This window comes from Shewanella sp. W3-18-1, from assembly GCF_000015185.1.
Taxonomy (GTDB): domain Bacteria; phylum Pseudomonadota; class Gammaproteobacteria; order Enterobacterales; family Shewanellaceae; genus Shewanella; species Shewanella putrefaciens.
Window position 1 is genome coordinate 3,397,326 of sequence record NC_008750.1, and the last position, 17,082, is coordinate 3,414,407.

General features: G+C 43.7%; 14 protein-coding genes and 1 other annotated feature. Of the genes, 7 read left to right on the forward strand and 7 right to left on the reverse strand.

Annotated elements, in window-relative coordinates; translation table 11 throughout:
• Nucleotides 1–56: 56 nt before the first annotated feature.
• Genes SPUTW3181_RS15465 through SPUTW3181_RS15475 form a run of 3 tightly spaced genes read right to left on the reverse strand, consistent with a single transcriptional unit; the run spans nt 57 to nt 3,381 of the window.
• Entirely contained in the window at nt 57–578 is a 522-nt protein-coding gene (locus SPUTW3181_RS15465) for a hypothetical protein (RefSeq protein ID WP_011790245.1), read from the reverse strand.
• 18 nt (nt 579–596) lie between these two features.
• Entirely contained in the window at nt 597–2,720 is a 2,124-nt protein-coding gene (locus SPUTW3181_RS15470; RefSeq protein WP_011790246.1) for an aldehyde ferredoxin oxidoreductase, read from the reverse strand.
• A gap of 16 nt (nt 2,721–2,736) precedes the next feature.
• Nucleotides 2,737–3,381: a 4Fe-4S dicluster domain-containing protein gene (locus tag SPUTW3181_RS15475; RefSeq protein ID WP_011790247.1), complete on the reverse strand. Its 645-nt coding sequence runs from the start codon at nt 3,379–3,381 to the stop codon at nt 2,737–2,739.
• A gap of 349 nt (nt 3,382–3,730) precedes the next feature.
• Between SPUTW3181_RS15475 and SPUTW3181_RS15480 the strand changes: the two genes are divergently transcribed.
• Nucleotides 3,731–6,067, forward strand: coding sequence for an OmcA/MtrC family decaheme c-type cytochrome (locus tag SPUTW3181_RS15480; RefSeq protein WP_011790248.1), 2,337 nt, complete (start codon nt 3,731–3,733; stop codon nt 6,065–6,067).
• A 137-nt stretch (nt 6,068–6,204) separates the two neighbouring features.
• Here the strand turns inward: SPUTW3181_RS15480 and SPUTW3181_RS15485 are convergent, their stop codons facing one another.
• Together SPUTW3181_RS15485 and SPUTW3181_RS15490 are read right to left on the reverse strand one after the other, a co-directional pair.
• Nucleotides 6,205–7,977 carry a flotillin family protein gene (locus SPUTW3181_RS15485; RefSeq protein ID WP_011790249.1) on the reverse strand — a complete coding sequence of 591 codons (1,773 nt, stop codon included), beginning with the start codon at nt 7,975–7,977 and terminating at the stop codon, nt 6,205–6,207.
• Nucleotides 7,978–8,013: 36 nt separating this feature from the next.
• Nucleotides 8,014–8,646 (reverse strand): YqiJ family protein, encoded by a 633-nt coding sequence (locus SPUTW3181_RS15490; protein ID WP_011790250.1) that lies wholly within the window; start codon nt 8,644–8,646, stop codon nt 8,014–8,016.
• Nucleotides 8,647–9,034: 388 nt separating this feature from the next.
• Between SPUTW3181_RS15490 and SPUTW3181_RS15495 the strand changes: the two genes are divergently transcribed.
• Genes SPUTW3181_RS15495 through SPUTW3181_RS15510 form a run of 4 tightly spaced genes read left to right on the forward strand, consistent with a single transcriptional unit; the run spans nt 9,035 to nt 10,711 of the window.
• A complete protein-coding gene (locus SPUTW3181_RS15495; RefSeq protein WP_011790251.1) occupies nt 9,035–9,526 on the forward strand; it encodes a GNAT family N-acetyltransferase in 492 nt (163 codons plus the stop codon).
• Nucleotides 9,527–9,528: 2 nt separating this feature from the next.
• Nucleotides 9,529–9,879: a DMT family protein gene (locus SPUTW3181_RS15500; protein ID WP_006082592.1), complete on the forward strand. Its 351-nt coding sequence runs from the start codon at nt 9,529–9,531 to the stop codon at nt 9,877–9,879.
• A gap of 18 nt (nt 9,880–9,897) precedes the next feature.
• Entirely contained in the window at nt 9,898–10,155 is a 258-nt protein-coding gene (locus SPUTW3181_RS15505; protein ID WP_011790252.1) for a DUF2960 domain-containing protein, read from the forward strand.
• A gap of 46 nt (nt 10,156–10,201) precedes the next feature.
• Nucleotides 10,202–10,711 carry an RDD family protein gene (locus tag SPUTW3181_RS15510; RefSeq protein ID WP_011790253.1) on the forward strand — a complete coding sequence of 170 codons (510 nt, stop codon included), beginning with the start codon at nt 10,202–10,204 and terminating at the stop codon, nt 10,709–10,711.
• 75 nt (nt 10,712–10,786) lie between these two features.
• On the opposite strand, the gene lptG is transcribed toward SPUTW3181_RS15510, so the two are convergent.
• Nucleotides 10,787–11,845: an LPS export ABC transporter permease LptG gene (gene lptG / locus SPUTW3181_RS15515; RefSeq protein WP_011790254.1), complete on the reverse strand. Its 1,059-nt coding sequence runs from the start codon at nt 11,843–11,845 to the stop codon at nt 10,787–10,789.
• On the reverse strand, nt 11,842–12,954 hold the full coding sequence (gene lptF / locus SPUTW3181_RS15520; protein WP_011790255.1) for an LPS export ABC transporter permease LptF: 1,113 nt from the start codon (nt 12,952–12,954) through the stop codon (nt 11,842–11,844). The genes lptG and lptF overlap by 4 nt, the downstream gene beginning before the upstream one ends.
• Nucleotides 12,955–13,210: 256 nt before the next feature.
• Here lptF and pepA point away from each other — a divergent pair, with 256 nt between their 5' ends.
• Together pepA and SPUTW3181_RS15530 are read left to right on the forward strand one after the other, a co-directional pair.
• Nucleotides 13,211–14,719: a leucyl aminopeptidase gene (gene pepA / locus SPUTW3181_RS15525; protein ID WP_011790256.1), complete on the forward strand. Its 1,509-nt coding sequence runs from the start codon at nt 13,211–13,213 to the stop codon at nt 14,717–14,719.
• 189 nt (nt 14,720–14,908) lie between these two features.
• Nucleotides 14,909–15,028: a sequence feature (Phe leader region), on the forward strand.
• 40 nt (nt 15,029–15,068) lie between these two features.
• The gene (locus tag SPUTW3181_RS15530) at nt 15,069–17,048 is read left to right on the forward strand and encodes a chorismate mutase (protein WP_011790257.1); all 1,980 of its coding nucleotides are present in this window, start codon (nt 15,069–15,071) and stop codon (nt 17,046–17,048) included.
• Nucleotides 17,049–17,082: the final 34 nt, after the last annotated feature.

A 17,082-nucleotide genomic window follows, 5' to 3' on the forward strand; every position in this document is an offset into this window, starting at 1 on the left:
CCAGTAAAAAAGCGCCCGTAGGCGCTTTATGAGATAAAGAGGAGCAAAACCAATTATCAGTATGACCACTCATAGGGATCGTAATTCGCTAACACTTCAGCATAACTGTGACTCAATCCTTGGGTAGAGTAATAATAACCTTTACCCTGATTATCCACGGCGTAAAAAATATCCTCGGTTCCAGCCTGCTGAGGCAACTGTTCTTGGATACTCGCCAGCTTAAGTTCATCATAATGGTAGGGTGCAAAGGTCAGTACACTTTCCTCAAACACCGCAGTATGACGGCAACTGTTACGCCTAATCTGAGCGGCAATGGCCTCAAGTTCCTCCCCACGATTAAGGGCTAGCCATTGTTCAGCATAGCGTTCAACGATGTACTTTTCGGAATAAAAGTAATGATCTTTACCCGATAATCGCATCTGAATATCCGCGTAATCCCTATTGAGGATTAAGCTGATATAACAGCTAACCGTTTGGCTACAATCCCACTCGAGTCCAGCCACGGCGGCAATTTGCTCCGCCGTGACTAAACGCCCGTGTTGACTGAATACTCTGATATATCCAACAAGCTCAATCATAGTGTTCAACTATTGTATTCAACTCGGTAATAAGCCCTTTGCAGCTAATCTATCTGCTACAAACCCTAAGCCAAACTTATTGAGCGTCGCTCGAGTCGGGGCTCCGGTTTGAATATCCCAGCCAAAGGCTTCATAGAACATATCCAGTGCTTTTTGCATATCAGCACGATCCATCTTGATGGTGCCCTGATCGCCAAAGTTTTTATCTGGATTCAAATCATAAACCCAATCACTGAGCACATCATGCTCTTCGCGCATATTGCTTTCATTCATTTGCAATACGGTTAAAGCACGGTGTAAATGCAGCACTCTTTCCGCTTTAAAGTCCAATTCAGCTTCAGTGGTTTCAATCCCTGTCACTAAACTAAACATCTGCGATTCGATAGTGCTGTCACCCTCATAGTTACGATTCTTATCCGGTGATGCCAACAATGGGAACATCCAGTTACATAGTGTCAGCGAATCGTGTAACACGTTTTTCACCAGCGACCATTTGGCAAAACGGATCTTGGCCGCATTGATTGGGGTATACCAATTCACCTTATCGAATGCACCTTCACCCCATTTTTTCTCGGCAATCGCCACTGTCATATCATGTGGCAAACCACTGTTAACGATATTGATGTGGGAATGGCACTGGGCATCACGGTTAAAGACCACGTTAATTAACGTACCAACCTGACCTGCGGTTTCACTGGCATGGTGAACGGCTGCATTGGTTTTCTTGTTAAATACTTTCGTTGCACTTTCTTTGTGGATATCCCAGTAACCTAATGCGGGGTTGGTTCCATCTAATCCCCAACGCTTAATCAAATCATATAAGCCGTCAGCCATGTGGGAGATTTCACCTTCTTTAAACGCCACTCGGCGATAAAAATCAAGTAAGAAAGCCGGATCTTGGTTATCCCAAAGTGCCCAAGGAATACTGTTAAATTCATCCTCAGGTAATAAATGCTTAAACATATCCTTTGTTTTTAAGAATTTAAATAGATGAGAAATAGATCCATAGTTACACCAAATACCATAGTCATCGAGAATATGTGCCCCTAAAGCGCCCGCCATCGCGTGTGCTTCTGTACCATTTTTGGTGCCCATTAAATACTGTGGTACAAGGAATCCCATACAGACGTTGGATATGTGTTCGGTTTTGCGGCCGTATTTACTCTTAAGTTCAGGGACTTTAAGTTCACAGAAACAGCGAATAGGGCATGAATGACAGCCACCAGTTCGCTTCATCCATTTATTGGCATATTCCACGCCAATATAACTTTCAGCCATCGAAGTACGGAAACCGATACGGTTACGTTCGTTCCATGGCACTTCACCTAATTCAATTTCTTGATCTGCAGCGCCCCACTTGAGCCCTGGTCTAGCCTTCCAACGACTGATAGGCGCTGAGTACTCGGCCCAAGATTGCGGTGTTGAAGGGACAACACCATTATTATTGGCGCCGATAATCCCTAAAATATGGTCATCTAATGCGCGCATTTTTTCATTGTTAGCGACAATTTTGACCGAACCAGTACCAATAATACCGATCCCTTTACAATTTTTAGACCCCATAACAGAGCCATGACCACCCGCTGAATGCCCGCCTTGCGTCATTATCACTGAAAGTGGTACTTGGTTTTCCCCTGCTTGACCAATTGCGGCAACCTGAGCATTAGGCCCCATCATTTGTGCTATCATCGCATGGGTATCAAATATGCCTTTACCCCATAGGGCATCGGCAGGTTCAATCGTGACCTTATCATCCACAATTTTAAGCCACACAGGGCTGCTGGCTTTGCCTTCAATGGCAATGGCATCGAAACCTGCAAATTTCATCGCAGGTGAAAAATGCCCACCAAAATGGCCATCAGCAATCAGATGTTTTTCAATTACGGGACTACGGGAAGTAATGGTTGTTCGTCCGGTACAAATAACACCTGAACCCGTTAATGGGCCTGCGGAAAATACAATAATATTATCAGGGTCAGTTGCCGTTATATTGTCTTTATGATTGTCCCACAGAATTTTATATCCTATGCCCATACCACCAATATAATCATAATATTTATTGATTGGCTCATACCATATATGATTAGTTGTTAAATTAACTCTTAGGACTTTACCAGCCCACCCGCCTATTTTATCACTCATATTACTTCTCCTGAATTTAAGAAACTAAGCCGGTATATTTTTCATATTGTTCTAATGCAGCTTCAGCCTCTTCCCAGTTATAAAATTTAATTGCACCTGTAGGACAAACTTGCGCGCATGCAGGTTTACCGTTACATAAATCACATTTCACTGCTTTCATTTTGCTGCGAACAACTTTAATGACTTGCTGAGGGCACTTATCTGCACAATAACCACATCCAACGCAACGCTCTTCATCAATGACTTTGGCGCCAGTTTGTTGATTTGTTGAAATAGCTTGCTGCGGGCACACTTCAGTACACACTTCACAGTGACGACAAGTTGAAGGCACAACGGTTCTGTCACCGCATTCACCTCGCTGTATTTCATAGTCAAATTGCACGCCATGTGGGCCATAGTTCATATTTTTTTCTACTTTGACACGAGCGAGTGTGGGACTGCTATCCCCTTCATGGTTCCAACCACAGGCTATTTCACAGCGTCTACAACTCACACAAACTGTAGGGTTTACCACCATGAGTCCACCTGGCATGACTTCTACTTTTTCTTGGCTATTACTGTCACTGCCACAACCGGTAAGAAAACTCACCAATGTTCCGCTATAGACTGTACCGACAGCAACGCCCATACTGCCTTTAAGCATTCCTCTTCTGGTAATCATATTTGATCCTTTATTAGTCAAAGCAATATAATTAAAATATGCATACACTTTGATTCCCGACAATTTATGCTAAAGTAATTATCTATTTGATTTTTAACCTGCGTCACATTTACCCATATTGACCATTTATTAAATCGATAAGCAAGACTTACATCAAAGTAGCTTATTTAAGAATTAAGAATATCGAAAAAACCAATAAAGCCTTAGTTCAAGTTATCAACATATAAAGCCCAAAATATTCATTAATTAATATTAATTAAGTGCAACTTCACTAATATCCGAGTTAATATTTAGAGCGCATACATTCCGATTAGAGTCCCGACAGAATCTAATTAAAAAGGAATGGAAAATGATGAAAACGAATACCCGTTCTCAGTGGATAGCGTTTACGCCGATCGCAATGGCAGTCTGTCTAATGACAGCCTGTTCCGATGGTGATGATGGTAAAGAAGGCCCACCAGGTACAGTGGGCATTACCATTGAACAAGCTAACTCCCTTAAAGCCACGATTGAAAATGTAACAATCGATAGCAAAACCCAAGTTCAAGTTGATTTCTTCTTGAGCAATGCCAATGGTATTGCCGTTACAGGCCTAGAAAACCTTAAAGATCTCGATACCTTAGGTGTAGGCATTGCTAAGCTGGCGCCTCCACAGGCTCACTATCAAGCCAAAACAGCCATAAGCACAGAGGCTACGAGCACGACAGATCCTGCACTGCAGTGGACAAGTTACATCAATAAACTGGTAGAGCCCGCTACAAATGCTCAAGTAACGGCTGCGACACAATGGCAAGCAGGTATTGAAACGAGCTGTAAAAGTGACTGTTTAACTTCATTGGGTAATGGTCAATACCGTTACACTTTCAGTCAACCTCTAACGAGCTACCCTCAATTTTCAGGGTTAGATACTCAATATGCACCCGAACGAACTCATAGGATCTATCTTGAGTTAAAACCGCTTGCAACTAGCCCTATCGAAACTCACTTAATCAATACGGTATATGACTTTGTTCCGGCAACAGGACAAGCTGCAAAGGCAGATGAAGGACGAGTAGTTATCGCACCTGAACAAGCTTGTTTTCGCTGCCATAATGATGACCTAGCCAATGCGGATACCCGCTTGTTAATGCATGGAAGTAAGCGATTTGCCTATGAAGGCTGCGTTATGTGCCACACAAGCTATTCGGGCGATCCAGAAACCGCTAATAGTCTGGATATGGCAACGCTAACGCATCAGATCCATCAGGCAAAATATCAAGTGGTGGGTTATAAGGGACAGTTATATGACTTCTCAAATGTTACCTACCCAGGTGATATGAAACAGTGTCAGCAGTGCCATATTCCCGGTGCGACTGCCCAAACTGATAATTACAATATTCCGAGTAAAACAGCCTGTCTTGACTGCCATAAAGGGCAAATTCCCACCGACTGGAATGGTACTGTTGCAGGCCTGTTCCACAATCGGGAAATTTTTGCAAACGCATGGGCATTGAGTTGCAGTGGTTGCCATCCTGATAGTAACAACCCTCAAGGTGTTGGCTTATTCCATAACGCGAAGACCAAGACTGCAGCAAAATTAGCAAGTGATTATCAAGTAAAACTATTGAGTTCAAAGATAAATACTGATGCTCAATCCCTTGAAGTCACTTTGCAAGTGCAGCAACTGGATCAACTGCCTGCCACTCAGCCTATGATAAAATCCTTCTGGTTGATTGCGACAGGTCAAGCCGATAGCACCAATCTACCGGTAAACAACGGACAACGTAAAGTATGGAATCTGTTGGCAAATGACCCAAATGTTTCATTAAGCATCATGGGAGCCAATCAACTGAAAGTGACCGTTACTCAGCTTTCAACTGCAGATTTTGGTCATTTAACTCAATCCAAGCTCTACAGTAAGCTAGTGCTTTGTGCTGATAAAAATACCGGATATGCCGTTAATTGCGATATAGCTAATCAGGATGTCAGTCTCAGTGCTATTAACTCGCTGACATTGTCGGGTGATGCGGTTAACACTAAAACCAAAGCTGACGAAAACGCTTGTCGCCAATGCCATGACAAAGGCTTAGAGGATAGAGTGCTTTCCGCACATCAGTTAGGCAGTATGTTTGAGCCTAATAGCCAATGTGGTACATGTCATGCGCCTCAAACATCAACCGCATTAACCGATGGACAATGCCGTAGTTGCCATAATAGTGAGACAGTGATGTATCTCAATGCCAACTTAATGCATACCCCAGGATCGGATCAAATCAAGCCGTATAGAACGCTTAATAACACCTTAAGCTATAGAGAAATGGTGCACTCACTGCATGCGGGGACTCGGACTGTTGAAGGTTTTGGTAAACCACGTCCAGAACTGACCTATCCCAATGCTAAAAATGGTTGCAGCTCATGTCATAGTAAAGGTCAATTAGATCTTAGCGGACTGAATGAGCAACAATCACTCTTAGTTGCCACGCCAGGTGCCACTAACAAAGGGCAAATTGCAGAATACTCACCCACGTTAGCAACCTGTAGTGCATGTCATACTAAACTTGATAGTTTAGCCGTCCATGCACGAGGCTTTGGTGGTGTTTATCAAAGTGATGCCAGCGGTGGTCGAATTTATCAGCCAGGACAAGAATCATGCGCAGTTTGTCATGCCGAAGGCCGATCTTCTGGCGTTGATAAGGTACACAAGTAAAAGACGATATCTTAATCTAGTCAGTCACGGCAACTTTGCTCTATATTGCCAAGATTACCGCTAAAATTTATTGTTAATGAAAATAGCCGCTCACCATGTGAGCGGCTATTTTTTAGGACGATGATTTAATCATCAGACTAATCACGCTGTTGATTATCAACAACCAGTGTTTGGCTATAACCATTGAGTCCAGTGTTAGCTGACTTAACGACATTTAAGGCTTCTGTAGTAAGCGCATTATTGCCATTTAAGAGATCGTTTAACGTCCCTGATTCACCATTTACTAAGCCTAACTCTCTTAACATCGCATCCACAACGGGCGCATTTGCGCGATAATTTAACGCGGCACTAGTCACTTGTTCAGCGATACCGCCTTGATGTTGAACGCCTTCGCTACCGGCAGTAAATTGATTACCTGTACCATAACCTTGAAGAATTTTAATCCCTTCAATGTTTTCCAGCGGTTTAACGGCTTGTGCGACAATTTCTGGCAGAGCTTTAAGAATGGCAAGGGATTTTTGCAAGGCAATTTGTTCATCACGCAGCACGTTTTCTGCTTCATATAAGGCTTGTTTACCCGCAGCTTCAACGGCATACACTTTTTCATCCGCTTCTGCTTGCAGTTTTTTTGCATCGGCGCTGGCGCGTGCCTCAATCAAAATGGCACTCGATCTGTCTTCAGCGGCACGTTTTTCAGCTTCCGCTTGCACTGTCACACCTACCGCATCACGTTCAGCTTCTTTACGGGCATCAATCACTTCAATTTCTTTACGACGATTGGCTTCGGCTACTTGGCGCGCTGTAATTACCGCTTCTTCTTTCTCAACTTTCAGTTTTTCAGCTTCGGCAGCACGGGCACGGGCTGCGGATTCTTCTTCAGATTTAGCCGCCACAGCGATACGTTTTTCCTGCTCAGAAACTTCAATATCCCGTTGCTGTTGAATACGTGATTGCTCAATGAGCTTATATTTTTCAATCTCGCGGGTTTCGATATCTTTGGTTTTCTCGATTTCTGCGGTTTCGATAGCACGCTCTTTGGCAATCTCGGCTTCGCGTTCTTCACGGGCCTTATTTTCTTTCTGCTTGATGATTTCAGCTTTCTGATCGGCGCGTTTAAATTCTAAGGATTGCTGCTGGATCAAGCGGGCTTCTTCTTCCGACTTTTCAATTTCCAGCGACTCTTTTTCGGCCTCTAAATTACGCTGTTCAATCTTAATACGGTTTTCCTGCTGAATATCGTTGGTCTCTTTACGTTTTTCTTCGATAATCTTCGCCAAACGAGCACGACCTTCAGCGTCGAATGCGTTGTTTTCATTAAAAAACTGTAGATCTGTTTGATCAAAACCCGTTAATGAAACCGATTCGAGTTCGAGACCGTTTTTCTCAAGATCGTTAGCCACGTTATTCTGTACACGCTGTACAAAATCGGCACGCTGCTCATGCATCTCTGTCATGGTCATTTCTGCAGCCACGGCACGCAGCACATCAACAAACTTTGATTCCATCAACTTTTTAAGCTCTTCCACTCGGGTAGTGCGCGTACCTAAGGTTTGCGCCGCCATGGAGATACCTTCTGAATTGGGCGCTACACGTAGATAGAAATCGGCTTTCACATCGACCCGCATTCTGTCCTTAGTGATAAGGGCATCTTTTTGGGTTTTCTCAACTTCAATACGCAAAGTATTCATATTGACGGCAATGGTTTCATGCAATACAGGAAGCACAATAGCACCGCCATCTTTTATAATTTTCTCACCACCAAAACCTGTACGTACAAAAGCCATTTCTTTCGTGGCACGCTTATACAGCTTGGCAAAAATCAGCCCGATCACTGTCAGACCGACCACAACCATGGCGGCAATCAGCAAGAAAAAGTAGCTTGAGTTCGTTACATCATTTAATACATCCATTTGATTTCCTTCTCGATTAAAATATGACTTTCAAGATTAATTATCAAAGCGTGTTGCAGACCATACTCGGCCTTCACGTCTAAGGAGCACCACTTGGGTGCCTGAGGCAAACTCGATCCCTGAAGTTTCAGGTTCGACTAAAACATAATGTTTTTGTTGATGTTTATCGCGGACAACCGCTTCGGAGGGCATGCCTTTTATGGCACAGCCTAAAGTGATAGTGCCAACATAACCACTAAGATCATCTAGCGATATCGCACTTGATTCATTTTTAGGTAAATGGTCGGCAAGTAATCGTCCTAGATATCGGCAAGCAAAGGCACTTGCCACGACAGCAATTGGCAGTGTAAACAGTTGTGGCAGAAGAACGCCCACGACACTTAAACTGATAAAATTGACGAGATAGCCCGCAATGGCAAAACTGGTCAGTGCAAGCACAAACCAAATCAGCAGAGGGAGCCGATTGAGGCATAACCAACCAGCAATTCCTGTAAGGCCGCCACCCATATCGGGATGATAATCAACATCGGTAGGTACCCATTGATCCAAGGCGCTTAACATGCTTAAACCAATTAAGAGGGCTAAAGCTTCAAACACCCCCAGAAAAAGCACACAGGCAAAAGCAATGGTGTAAGGTAAATTTGGCTGCTCAACTAAAAACGCCCACATAATCATCTCCTTGAACAATACAGCATTCCATTTATGTCACTGTAATTATCAACTTGTAAACGACAGAATAGCAAGATACGAATCGTTTCTAAATTAAAAATGAACGCTAAAATGGGTCTATTCCTTCCATTTTATGCACCAATGCTATTGCAATTATCCCTGTACATTCTCAATCATGTTGAACGAATACAATCAAAACTGACTTAGCCACTTGCTCTGCAAATCGTCGCAATGACCATAGGTTGCGTAGTTGTCATTTCGACAGTAACGATAAATGGCCTTATAAAGTACGTTAAATCCATACTCAATTCTGCAACTTAAGGTTGTTTGGGTATATAATGCCGAGCTTATTTTAATCGGGACACTTTGAACGGGATAAATATCGGCCATGTTACTGCGTGCAATCACCCCACAGGATTGGGATGCCATTTTAGCGATCCAAGATGAGTGTTACTCACAACTGGATCCTGAGCCACTGCATGTACTGCAAAGTAAATGGCAAGTATCACCCCAGTCCTGCTTTGTATTTGAAGTCAATGAGTCCGTTGTTGGTTATTGTTTGGCTCATCCTTGGACCACAAATATGCCACCGGCGTTATATGAGCCTATTACCCATTTACCTAAGGCTGATACCTTATATCTACACGATATTGCGATTTCAGCCAAAGCCCAAGGTTTAGGCGCGGGGACTAAGGCGCTCACCCGATTAAAACTATTAGCGGATCGTTTTAACCTCAACTCATTGTCCTTAGTTGCAGTGCAAGGCGCCGATAGCTACTGGCGAAAAATGGGGTTTAAACCTCACACCATTGATAAGTGTCTTGGCTCTTACACCCATGATGCCATGTACATGATTTATAAAATTAATCATAGAGATTAAAAATGAATCCCACCCTAACAACTATTGGCTTACTCTGTCTTAGCAATATCTTTATGACTTTTGCTTGGTATGGCCATTTAAAAACCCTAGGCTCAAAACCTTGGATTATTGCAGCCTTAGTGAGCTGGGGGATCGCCCTATTTGAATACTTACTACAAGTACCTGCTAACCGTATCGGTTACACGGTAATGAATGTCGGCCAGTTAAAAATTCTGCAAGAAGTCATCACCTTAAGTCTATTTGTCCCCTTTGCCTATTTCTATATGAAAGAACCCTTAAAACTCGATTATCTGTGGGCAGGCTTGTGTATTCTAGGCGCAGTGTATTTTATTTTTAGAAGTGAATTTAATTAATTTCAGGAGTTTTCCCCCATGGCTCGTCAAGTCACTTATACCTTCAAAGGTCAGACTAAAACTATCGCTTTTAGCTACGACAAACACCATGATTTATATGAAGCCGTCGCCGAAGCGGAAGGCATTGACCTTACGAAGTTTTTAGCCATGGAACAACAAATTGCCATGACCTCACGCAAAGGCGCAAAGGCGGAAAAGGATTTTAGAAAAGTTGAATTTGCCCGTTTTGGCTTTAGCAATATTCACTTTGTTCGTGATGAAGAGCCCGGAGCATAAGTATCATTATGCTCTAGTAACACCTTTTTGAGACTAGGATTTGCCAATGTTAAACAGTGAACACGCCAACTTTCCACGGGCAGGCTTTTTTCGCCGATTAGGTGCGGCCATCTATGATCTGTTATTAGCCCTTGCGGTCTATATGTTTGCGGGGGCTATTGGTTTTGGAATATTTTTCGGCCTAACATCTTCAGGGCTGGTCAGTATGAATGGCTTTGAGCATATTTCAGACGCCTTAAATGGTACGCCAATTTACCATGGTATTTATCAATTATGGCTCGCCCTGTGTGTTGGTACTTTCTATGCGCTATTTTGGAGTCGAGGTGGGCAAACCTTAGGTATGCGCGCCTGGCGCCTTAAAATCCAACATCCTAACGGCCAAAATTTAAGCCTGATCACTGCCTATGCTCGCATCATTTGGTCACTGCTTGGCGTTGGTAATTTATGGATTTTGATTAACACAGATAAATTAGCCTTGCAGGATATGATGACACGCTCCGAAGTGGTTGTACTATCAAAGGAAGCCAATCAAATGCGCAACTGGCACGGGGCTTAACCTCCCAGAATCTAGCCAAAATAGCCCATAAAAAACGACGCTTATGCGTCGTTTTTTATGGGCTAAATAGAGGTATCATCGCCGAATAAAGTAGAAGGCAATCCCGGTAAATAGCAAACTCGGCGCCATCGCCCCGACATACGCGGGTAGCTCATAAACAATACTCATAGGGCCAAAGATTTCATTGCTGATGTAAAAGCTAAAACCCGCGACAACACCTAATAATACCCTAGCGCCCATAGTCACAGTACGTAAGGGGCCAAACACAAACGACAGCGCCACTAACATCATGACCCCAACCGTGACAGGCTGCATCAGCTTACGCCCTAACGCTAACTCATAACGACTAGGATCTTGGCTATTGGTTTTAAGGTAGTCGAGATAACCGAGTAAACCTTGAATGGATAGTGCTTCGGGTTTAACAGATACAACACTGAGCTTATCGGGTGTTAAACTCGATTGCCATATATCTTCCTCAAGGTGCTCTAAGGTTACTTGATCATAGGTCAAATCGGTTCGCTTAACATCAAACAAACGCCAACTATCGCGAGTAAATACAGCCCGCTCAGCATGCACAACCTTAGTGAGTTTAAGTTCACTATTGAACTTATAGAGTGTGATATTGTTAAGTTTGGTGATATTTTCCACTTCACCTATATTGACAAACAAATCGCCATCCTTCGCCCATATACCACGGTGGGATTTAATCAAACTACCGCCGGATAGTTTTATCGCTTGCAGCTCGTTAGCCTTTTGCTCTGCAACTGGCGCACCCCACTCACCAAGAGCCATCACCATGAGCATCAGTGGCACAGCAGTCTTCATGGCAGAAAGGGTAATTTGTAAACGAGACAATCCAGATACCTGCATAACCACAAGCTCGGAGTTAGACGCTAACATTCCCATACCAATCAAGGCACCGAGCAGCACAGCCATGGGGAAAAACATTTCAATATCACGGGGGATTAAAAAAAGCACATAAATACCTGCGTCCATCATGGTATAAGTGCCACGTCCCACCAAGCGCAGTTGGTCAACCCACTTAATAATGCCAGACAACCCCGTCAGCACCAGTAAACACAAAGCAGATGTGCTTAAAATCACTCTGGCAATATAAAGGTCTAAGATCTTCATACGGCCACCTTCTTACGTGCCATAGCAGTAGATAAACGTGCAAATAAAGGTCTATCTTTACCCAATAAAAATATTCCCATAATCAGTGCCGATAAATGTATCCACCACATACCTAAATATTGTGGAATAACACCATCTTGTAATGCTTTACGACCTGCTACCATCAATCCAAAATACCCCAAATACAGCAGTACTGCGGGTAACATCTTAGCAAATTTGCCTTGACGCACATTGACCCTTGCTAAAGGCACGGCAATCAACGTCATAATGGGAATCGCAAGGGGAATAGCAAGCCGCCAGTGAAATTCAGCGACTGCTTCTGCGCTTTCAACTTTAAGCAAATCGGTAACGGTCAATGCCGATAATTTACGGCGCCGCTCATCCACCTGCTGCTCTTTAATCTGCATTTTATAACCACCAAATTCGATCATTTGGTAGTCCTTTAATCTTGGGCTCCCCTGATAACGAACACCGTTATTAAGTTGTAATTGCTGAGCGCCCATATTGTCTTCTAATACGCGACCGTTTTTAGCCACGACAACATTTGTCACCCCCGTTTCATCGGAGGGTTCAGGTAGCTGAGCCACAAACACTTTTTCTAATTCATTATCTTTGCCGATACGCTCGACAAACAGTACCGCACGGCCGTTAGGACTTGCTTGAAAGCGTCCTTGAACTAACGCGGCAAGTCCAGCCTCAGATTGTGCTTTTTCAAGCACTTGATTTTGTTGTTCCTCTGCCCATGGCGTTACGTAAAGCGATAAGTACCCCGTAAACAACATATTCACTACAGCCAGAATTAACGTCACCCGAGTGACATACCATTCACTCACGCCTACGCCATGGAGGATCACCATTTCATTTTCAGAGTACATGCGGCCGTGAGCCACCAAAATACCCAAAAACAAACTTAAGGGTAAAACCAAAACGACTAAGGCGGGAATGTTAAGTCCAATCAGGGTCACAATTAATGAAGCAGGAAATTCGCCATCAGAGGCGTCGGCCAGTATGCGCACAAAATGCTGGCTAATAAAAATAGTTAACAGCACCAAAAGTACGGCAATTTGTGCCTTAAAAACTTCTCGAATAAGGTATCTAAATACAATCACAGGCAGGATCCGGTCTCTAAACTTATCTTTTTGCTGGTAACAGACTAACTTTCATGTAAACTGTCTACTTTTGATAGTTTTCTGACCAGCTTCAGGGGTTCTTGGTAAACTTAAGTTTAATTGCTGTTTAACAAAAACATGCGACTCAAGTACCGAGAATAAATCACCTTTGGAGTAATAACTTAGGCCCTTTTCGGGACAAGCAGACATTATCCAATAAATATAAAAATTTGTCTTTAAGAATCTAGGAGTGCCCATGGAGTTTAGCGTAAAGAGCGGTAGCCCCGAAAAACAACGCTCAGCCTGTATCGTTGTCGGTGTTTATGAACCCCGTCGTCTATCGGGTATCGCGGAGCAATTAGACAAAATTAGTGAGGGTTACATCAGTAACCTGTTGCGTCGTGGAGACTTGGAAGGAAAGCCTGGGCAGATGTTATTACTGCACCACGTCCCTAACGTACTAAGCGAACGCGTATTATTAGTTGGCTGTGGCAAAGAACGAGAACTAGACGAACGCCAATATAAGCAGATCATCACTAAGACGATCAACACATTAAATGAAACTGGTTCAATGGAAGCAGTGTGCTTTTTAACTGAACTGCACGTGAAAGGCCGTGATACCTATTGGAAAGTACGTCAAGCCGTTGAAACGACAAACAGTAGTTTATATAGCTTCGATGCCCTAAAAACCCGTAAAGGTGAAACGCGCCGCCCTCTACGTAAACTCGTTTTCAATGTCCCTACTCGCCGAGAATTAACCTTAGGCGAACGCGCCATTGAACACGGTATGGCAGTATCTGCCGGTATGCACTTGTGTCGCGATGTCGCAAACATGCCACCTAATATTTGTAATCCTGCTTATTTGGCCTCTCAAGCGCGTCAACTGGCCGAAGTGCACGAAAATCTACATGTTACTACTATCGGCGAAGAGCAAATGGCCAAACTGGGGATGAACTCATACCTCGCAGTTGGTCGTGCTAGTGCGAATGAATCCATCATGACAGTGATGGAATATAAAGGCGCAATCGACAGCACTGAAAAGCCGATCGTATTGGTTGGAAAGGGGTTAACATTTGACTCTGGCGGCATTTCATTAAAACCTGGCGAAGCTATGGATGAGATGAAATACGATATGGGTGGTGCAGCGGGTGTTATCGGCACAATGAAAGCCATTTGTGAAATGAATTTACCCATCAACGTCGTGGGTGTACTCGCAGGCTGTGAAAATATGCCTTCGGGGAATGCTTATCGCCCAGGTGATATTCTGACCACAATGTCAGGCCAAACCGTTGAAGTGCTTAATACCGATGCTGAAGGTCGTTTAGTACTATGTGACGTATTAACCTATGTTGAGCGTTTTGAACCTGAGCTGGTTATTGATACAGCGACCCTCACAGGGGCTTGCGTGATAGCCTTAGGTAAGCATGCTTCTGGCCTATTCTCATCGCACAACCCATTGGCGCACGAGCTGCTAAATGCAGGTGAACAAAGCGGTGATCGCGCTTGGCGCATGCCTCTTTGGGATGAATACCAAGATATGCTCGACAGCCCATTTGCGGATATGACCAACTTAGGCGGTCGTCCTGCGGGAGCCATTACTGCAGCTTGCTTCCTATCGCGCTTTGCTAAAAAGTACAATTGGGCCCATTTAGATGTGGCAGGCACAGCATGGAATAGTGGCGCCAATAAAGGCTCGACGGGTCGTCCTGTCCCTCTTTTGACTCAATTTTTGATCAATCGTGCTGGCGTTGAATTAGGCGAATAAACTTAATTCAAAGCTAACATATAAACAGGCGAAGATAATCCTCTTCGCCTTTTTTATCTCCTTGAAAATAGAGTTTTTATGATTACTCCTAAGGAACATTAAGCTATCCCTGATTGTTATTTGACAATCCCTCATATTAAACAAGTTTTGATTGACAGCCGCGCCCTAGCCCTTTAGTTTTAACCCCATGAAAACAATGACAGCAACTTTTTTTACTTTCTTTTTTACACCCCCACTCTAGGAGGCGGATTTACTGTGTAAAAACGAAAGTAAAAATCCAAAGCCTCCCAAATGGGAGGCTTTTTTGTCTTAAACGATTGATTAATACACGGCGGCAATTGAGGTCATCATGCATAAACCACAGCCTTTAAATCAAACTCGAGAGCAAATCACCCATCTCGATAATGAACTTCTCTCATTACTCGCCGAGCGCCGCCGCTTAAGTTTAGAAGTTGCCCGCAGTAAAGAGGTTGATGTCAGACCGATTAGGGATACACAAAGAGAAAAAGAACTCCTCGCTAGGCTGGTCAAAGCAGGGAGAGAAAAAGGCCTCGATGCCCATTATGTGATCTCACTTTACCAAAGCATCATTGAAGATTCAGTATTAAATCAACAAGCATATCTGCACGGCCGTGCCAATCCAGAGACACAAAAACAGCAATATTGTATCGCCTACTTGGGTGCTCGAGGCTCCTATTCTTACCTTGCCGCAACGCGTTATTGCCAGCGCCGTCAAGTCGATATGCTGGACTTAGGTTGCCAAAGCTTCGATGAAATAGTGCAAGCAGTAGAATCAGGGCATGCAGATTACGGTTTCCTACCGATTGAAAACACCTCATCGGGTTCCATTAATGAAGTTTATGATGTACTGCAACACACTAGCCTTTCCATCGTCGGCGAAACGACTATCGAAGTCAGCCACTGTCTGTTAGCTAAAGCCGGCAGTAAAATAAGCGACATTAAAACCGTTTACGCCCACCCTCAACCAATTAGTCAATGTAGCAGATACCTAAGCCAGCATAAGGACTTAAGGCTAGAATACTGTTCAAGCAGTGCTGAAGCGATGGAGAGGGTCAATCAGAGCCCAGACAATAGCGCCGCAGCTATTGGTAGCGTCGAAGGTGGTGCGTTATACCAGTTAGAATCCATAGAAGCGGGACTTGCAAATCAGAAGATTAACCAGAGCCGCTTTATTGTTGTCGCCCGAAAAGCCGTTGCCGTGCCAGAACAACTGCCTGCAAAAACCACTTTAATTATGGCAACGGGCCAAAAGGCGGGGGCATTAGTGGAAGCCCTGTTGGTATTGAAAGCTCATCAGCTAAATATGAGTAAACTCGAATCAAGACCGATTCCCGGAACCCCTTGGGAGGAAATGTTTTACCTTGATATTGATGCCAATATTTCTAGTGAAGCGATGCAAGCAGGATTAAAACAATTAGAGCGGATCACTCGATTTATCAAAGTATTAGGTTGTTATCCCTGCGAGACGGTAAAACCAACCCAACTGAGCAACAGCCAGCTATTAATTGAACCTAGCACCTCGAAAACCCAAGTGATTAGCGATACCGTTCCCGATGCTAATCCATTTAGATACAGTAAGGCCTACAAAGCACAGGCAAGCGAGATTAACTGCGGCCCTTTCTGCATTGGTGCGGGTAATATCGGCGCAATAGCTAAGATAGTGCTCACACACGAGCAGTCTCACTTAGCATTAACGCAGTTTGAACATAAAATAAAACAGCTTAAAGAAGCGGGATTTCAAGCCGTTATTTTGGACAACATTAACCAGCTTGTCAGTCCAGAACTTATCTTGCCAAAGCTTCGCCAAACGTTGCATCAATACGATCTGTTATGCATTATCGCCATTGAGCAAGCAATTGATATAGTCCTAGCAACTCAGCAGGGCGATATGCTGTTTTTGACAGGTAAACATATGTTTAATCAATCCTTACTCACTCAAGCAGGGACTCTGCCTATCCCACTATTACTTGAACGTAACGATATGGCGAGCTATGAGGAGTTTTTAGCGGCAACGGAAGTCATTTTAAGCCAAGGGAATCAACAGTTGATCCTCTGTGACTCGGGCGTTCGCACCTTCAATAACGCTAATCTTCCTACATTGGATTTAACGAGCCTTATTCAGATAAAAGCCACCAGTCATCTTCCTATCGTCATCAATCCTTGTTACGCCATCGCGGATGAAGCACTGATCTTACAAACCAAAGGTATTAAACAATTAAAAGCCGATGGTTTAGTGCTTAACTGCAACCTAAATGACAATGATTCACTTAAGCTGATGAGTTCAGTTGTAAGAGAACTGTACAACTGACAGGGAAATGTCCCTCTGATAAAGCGTAAATGAC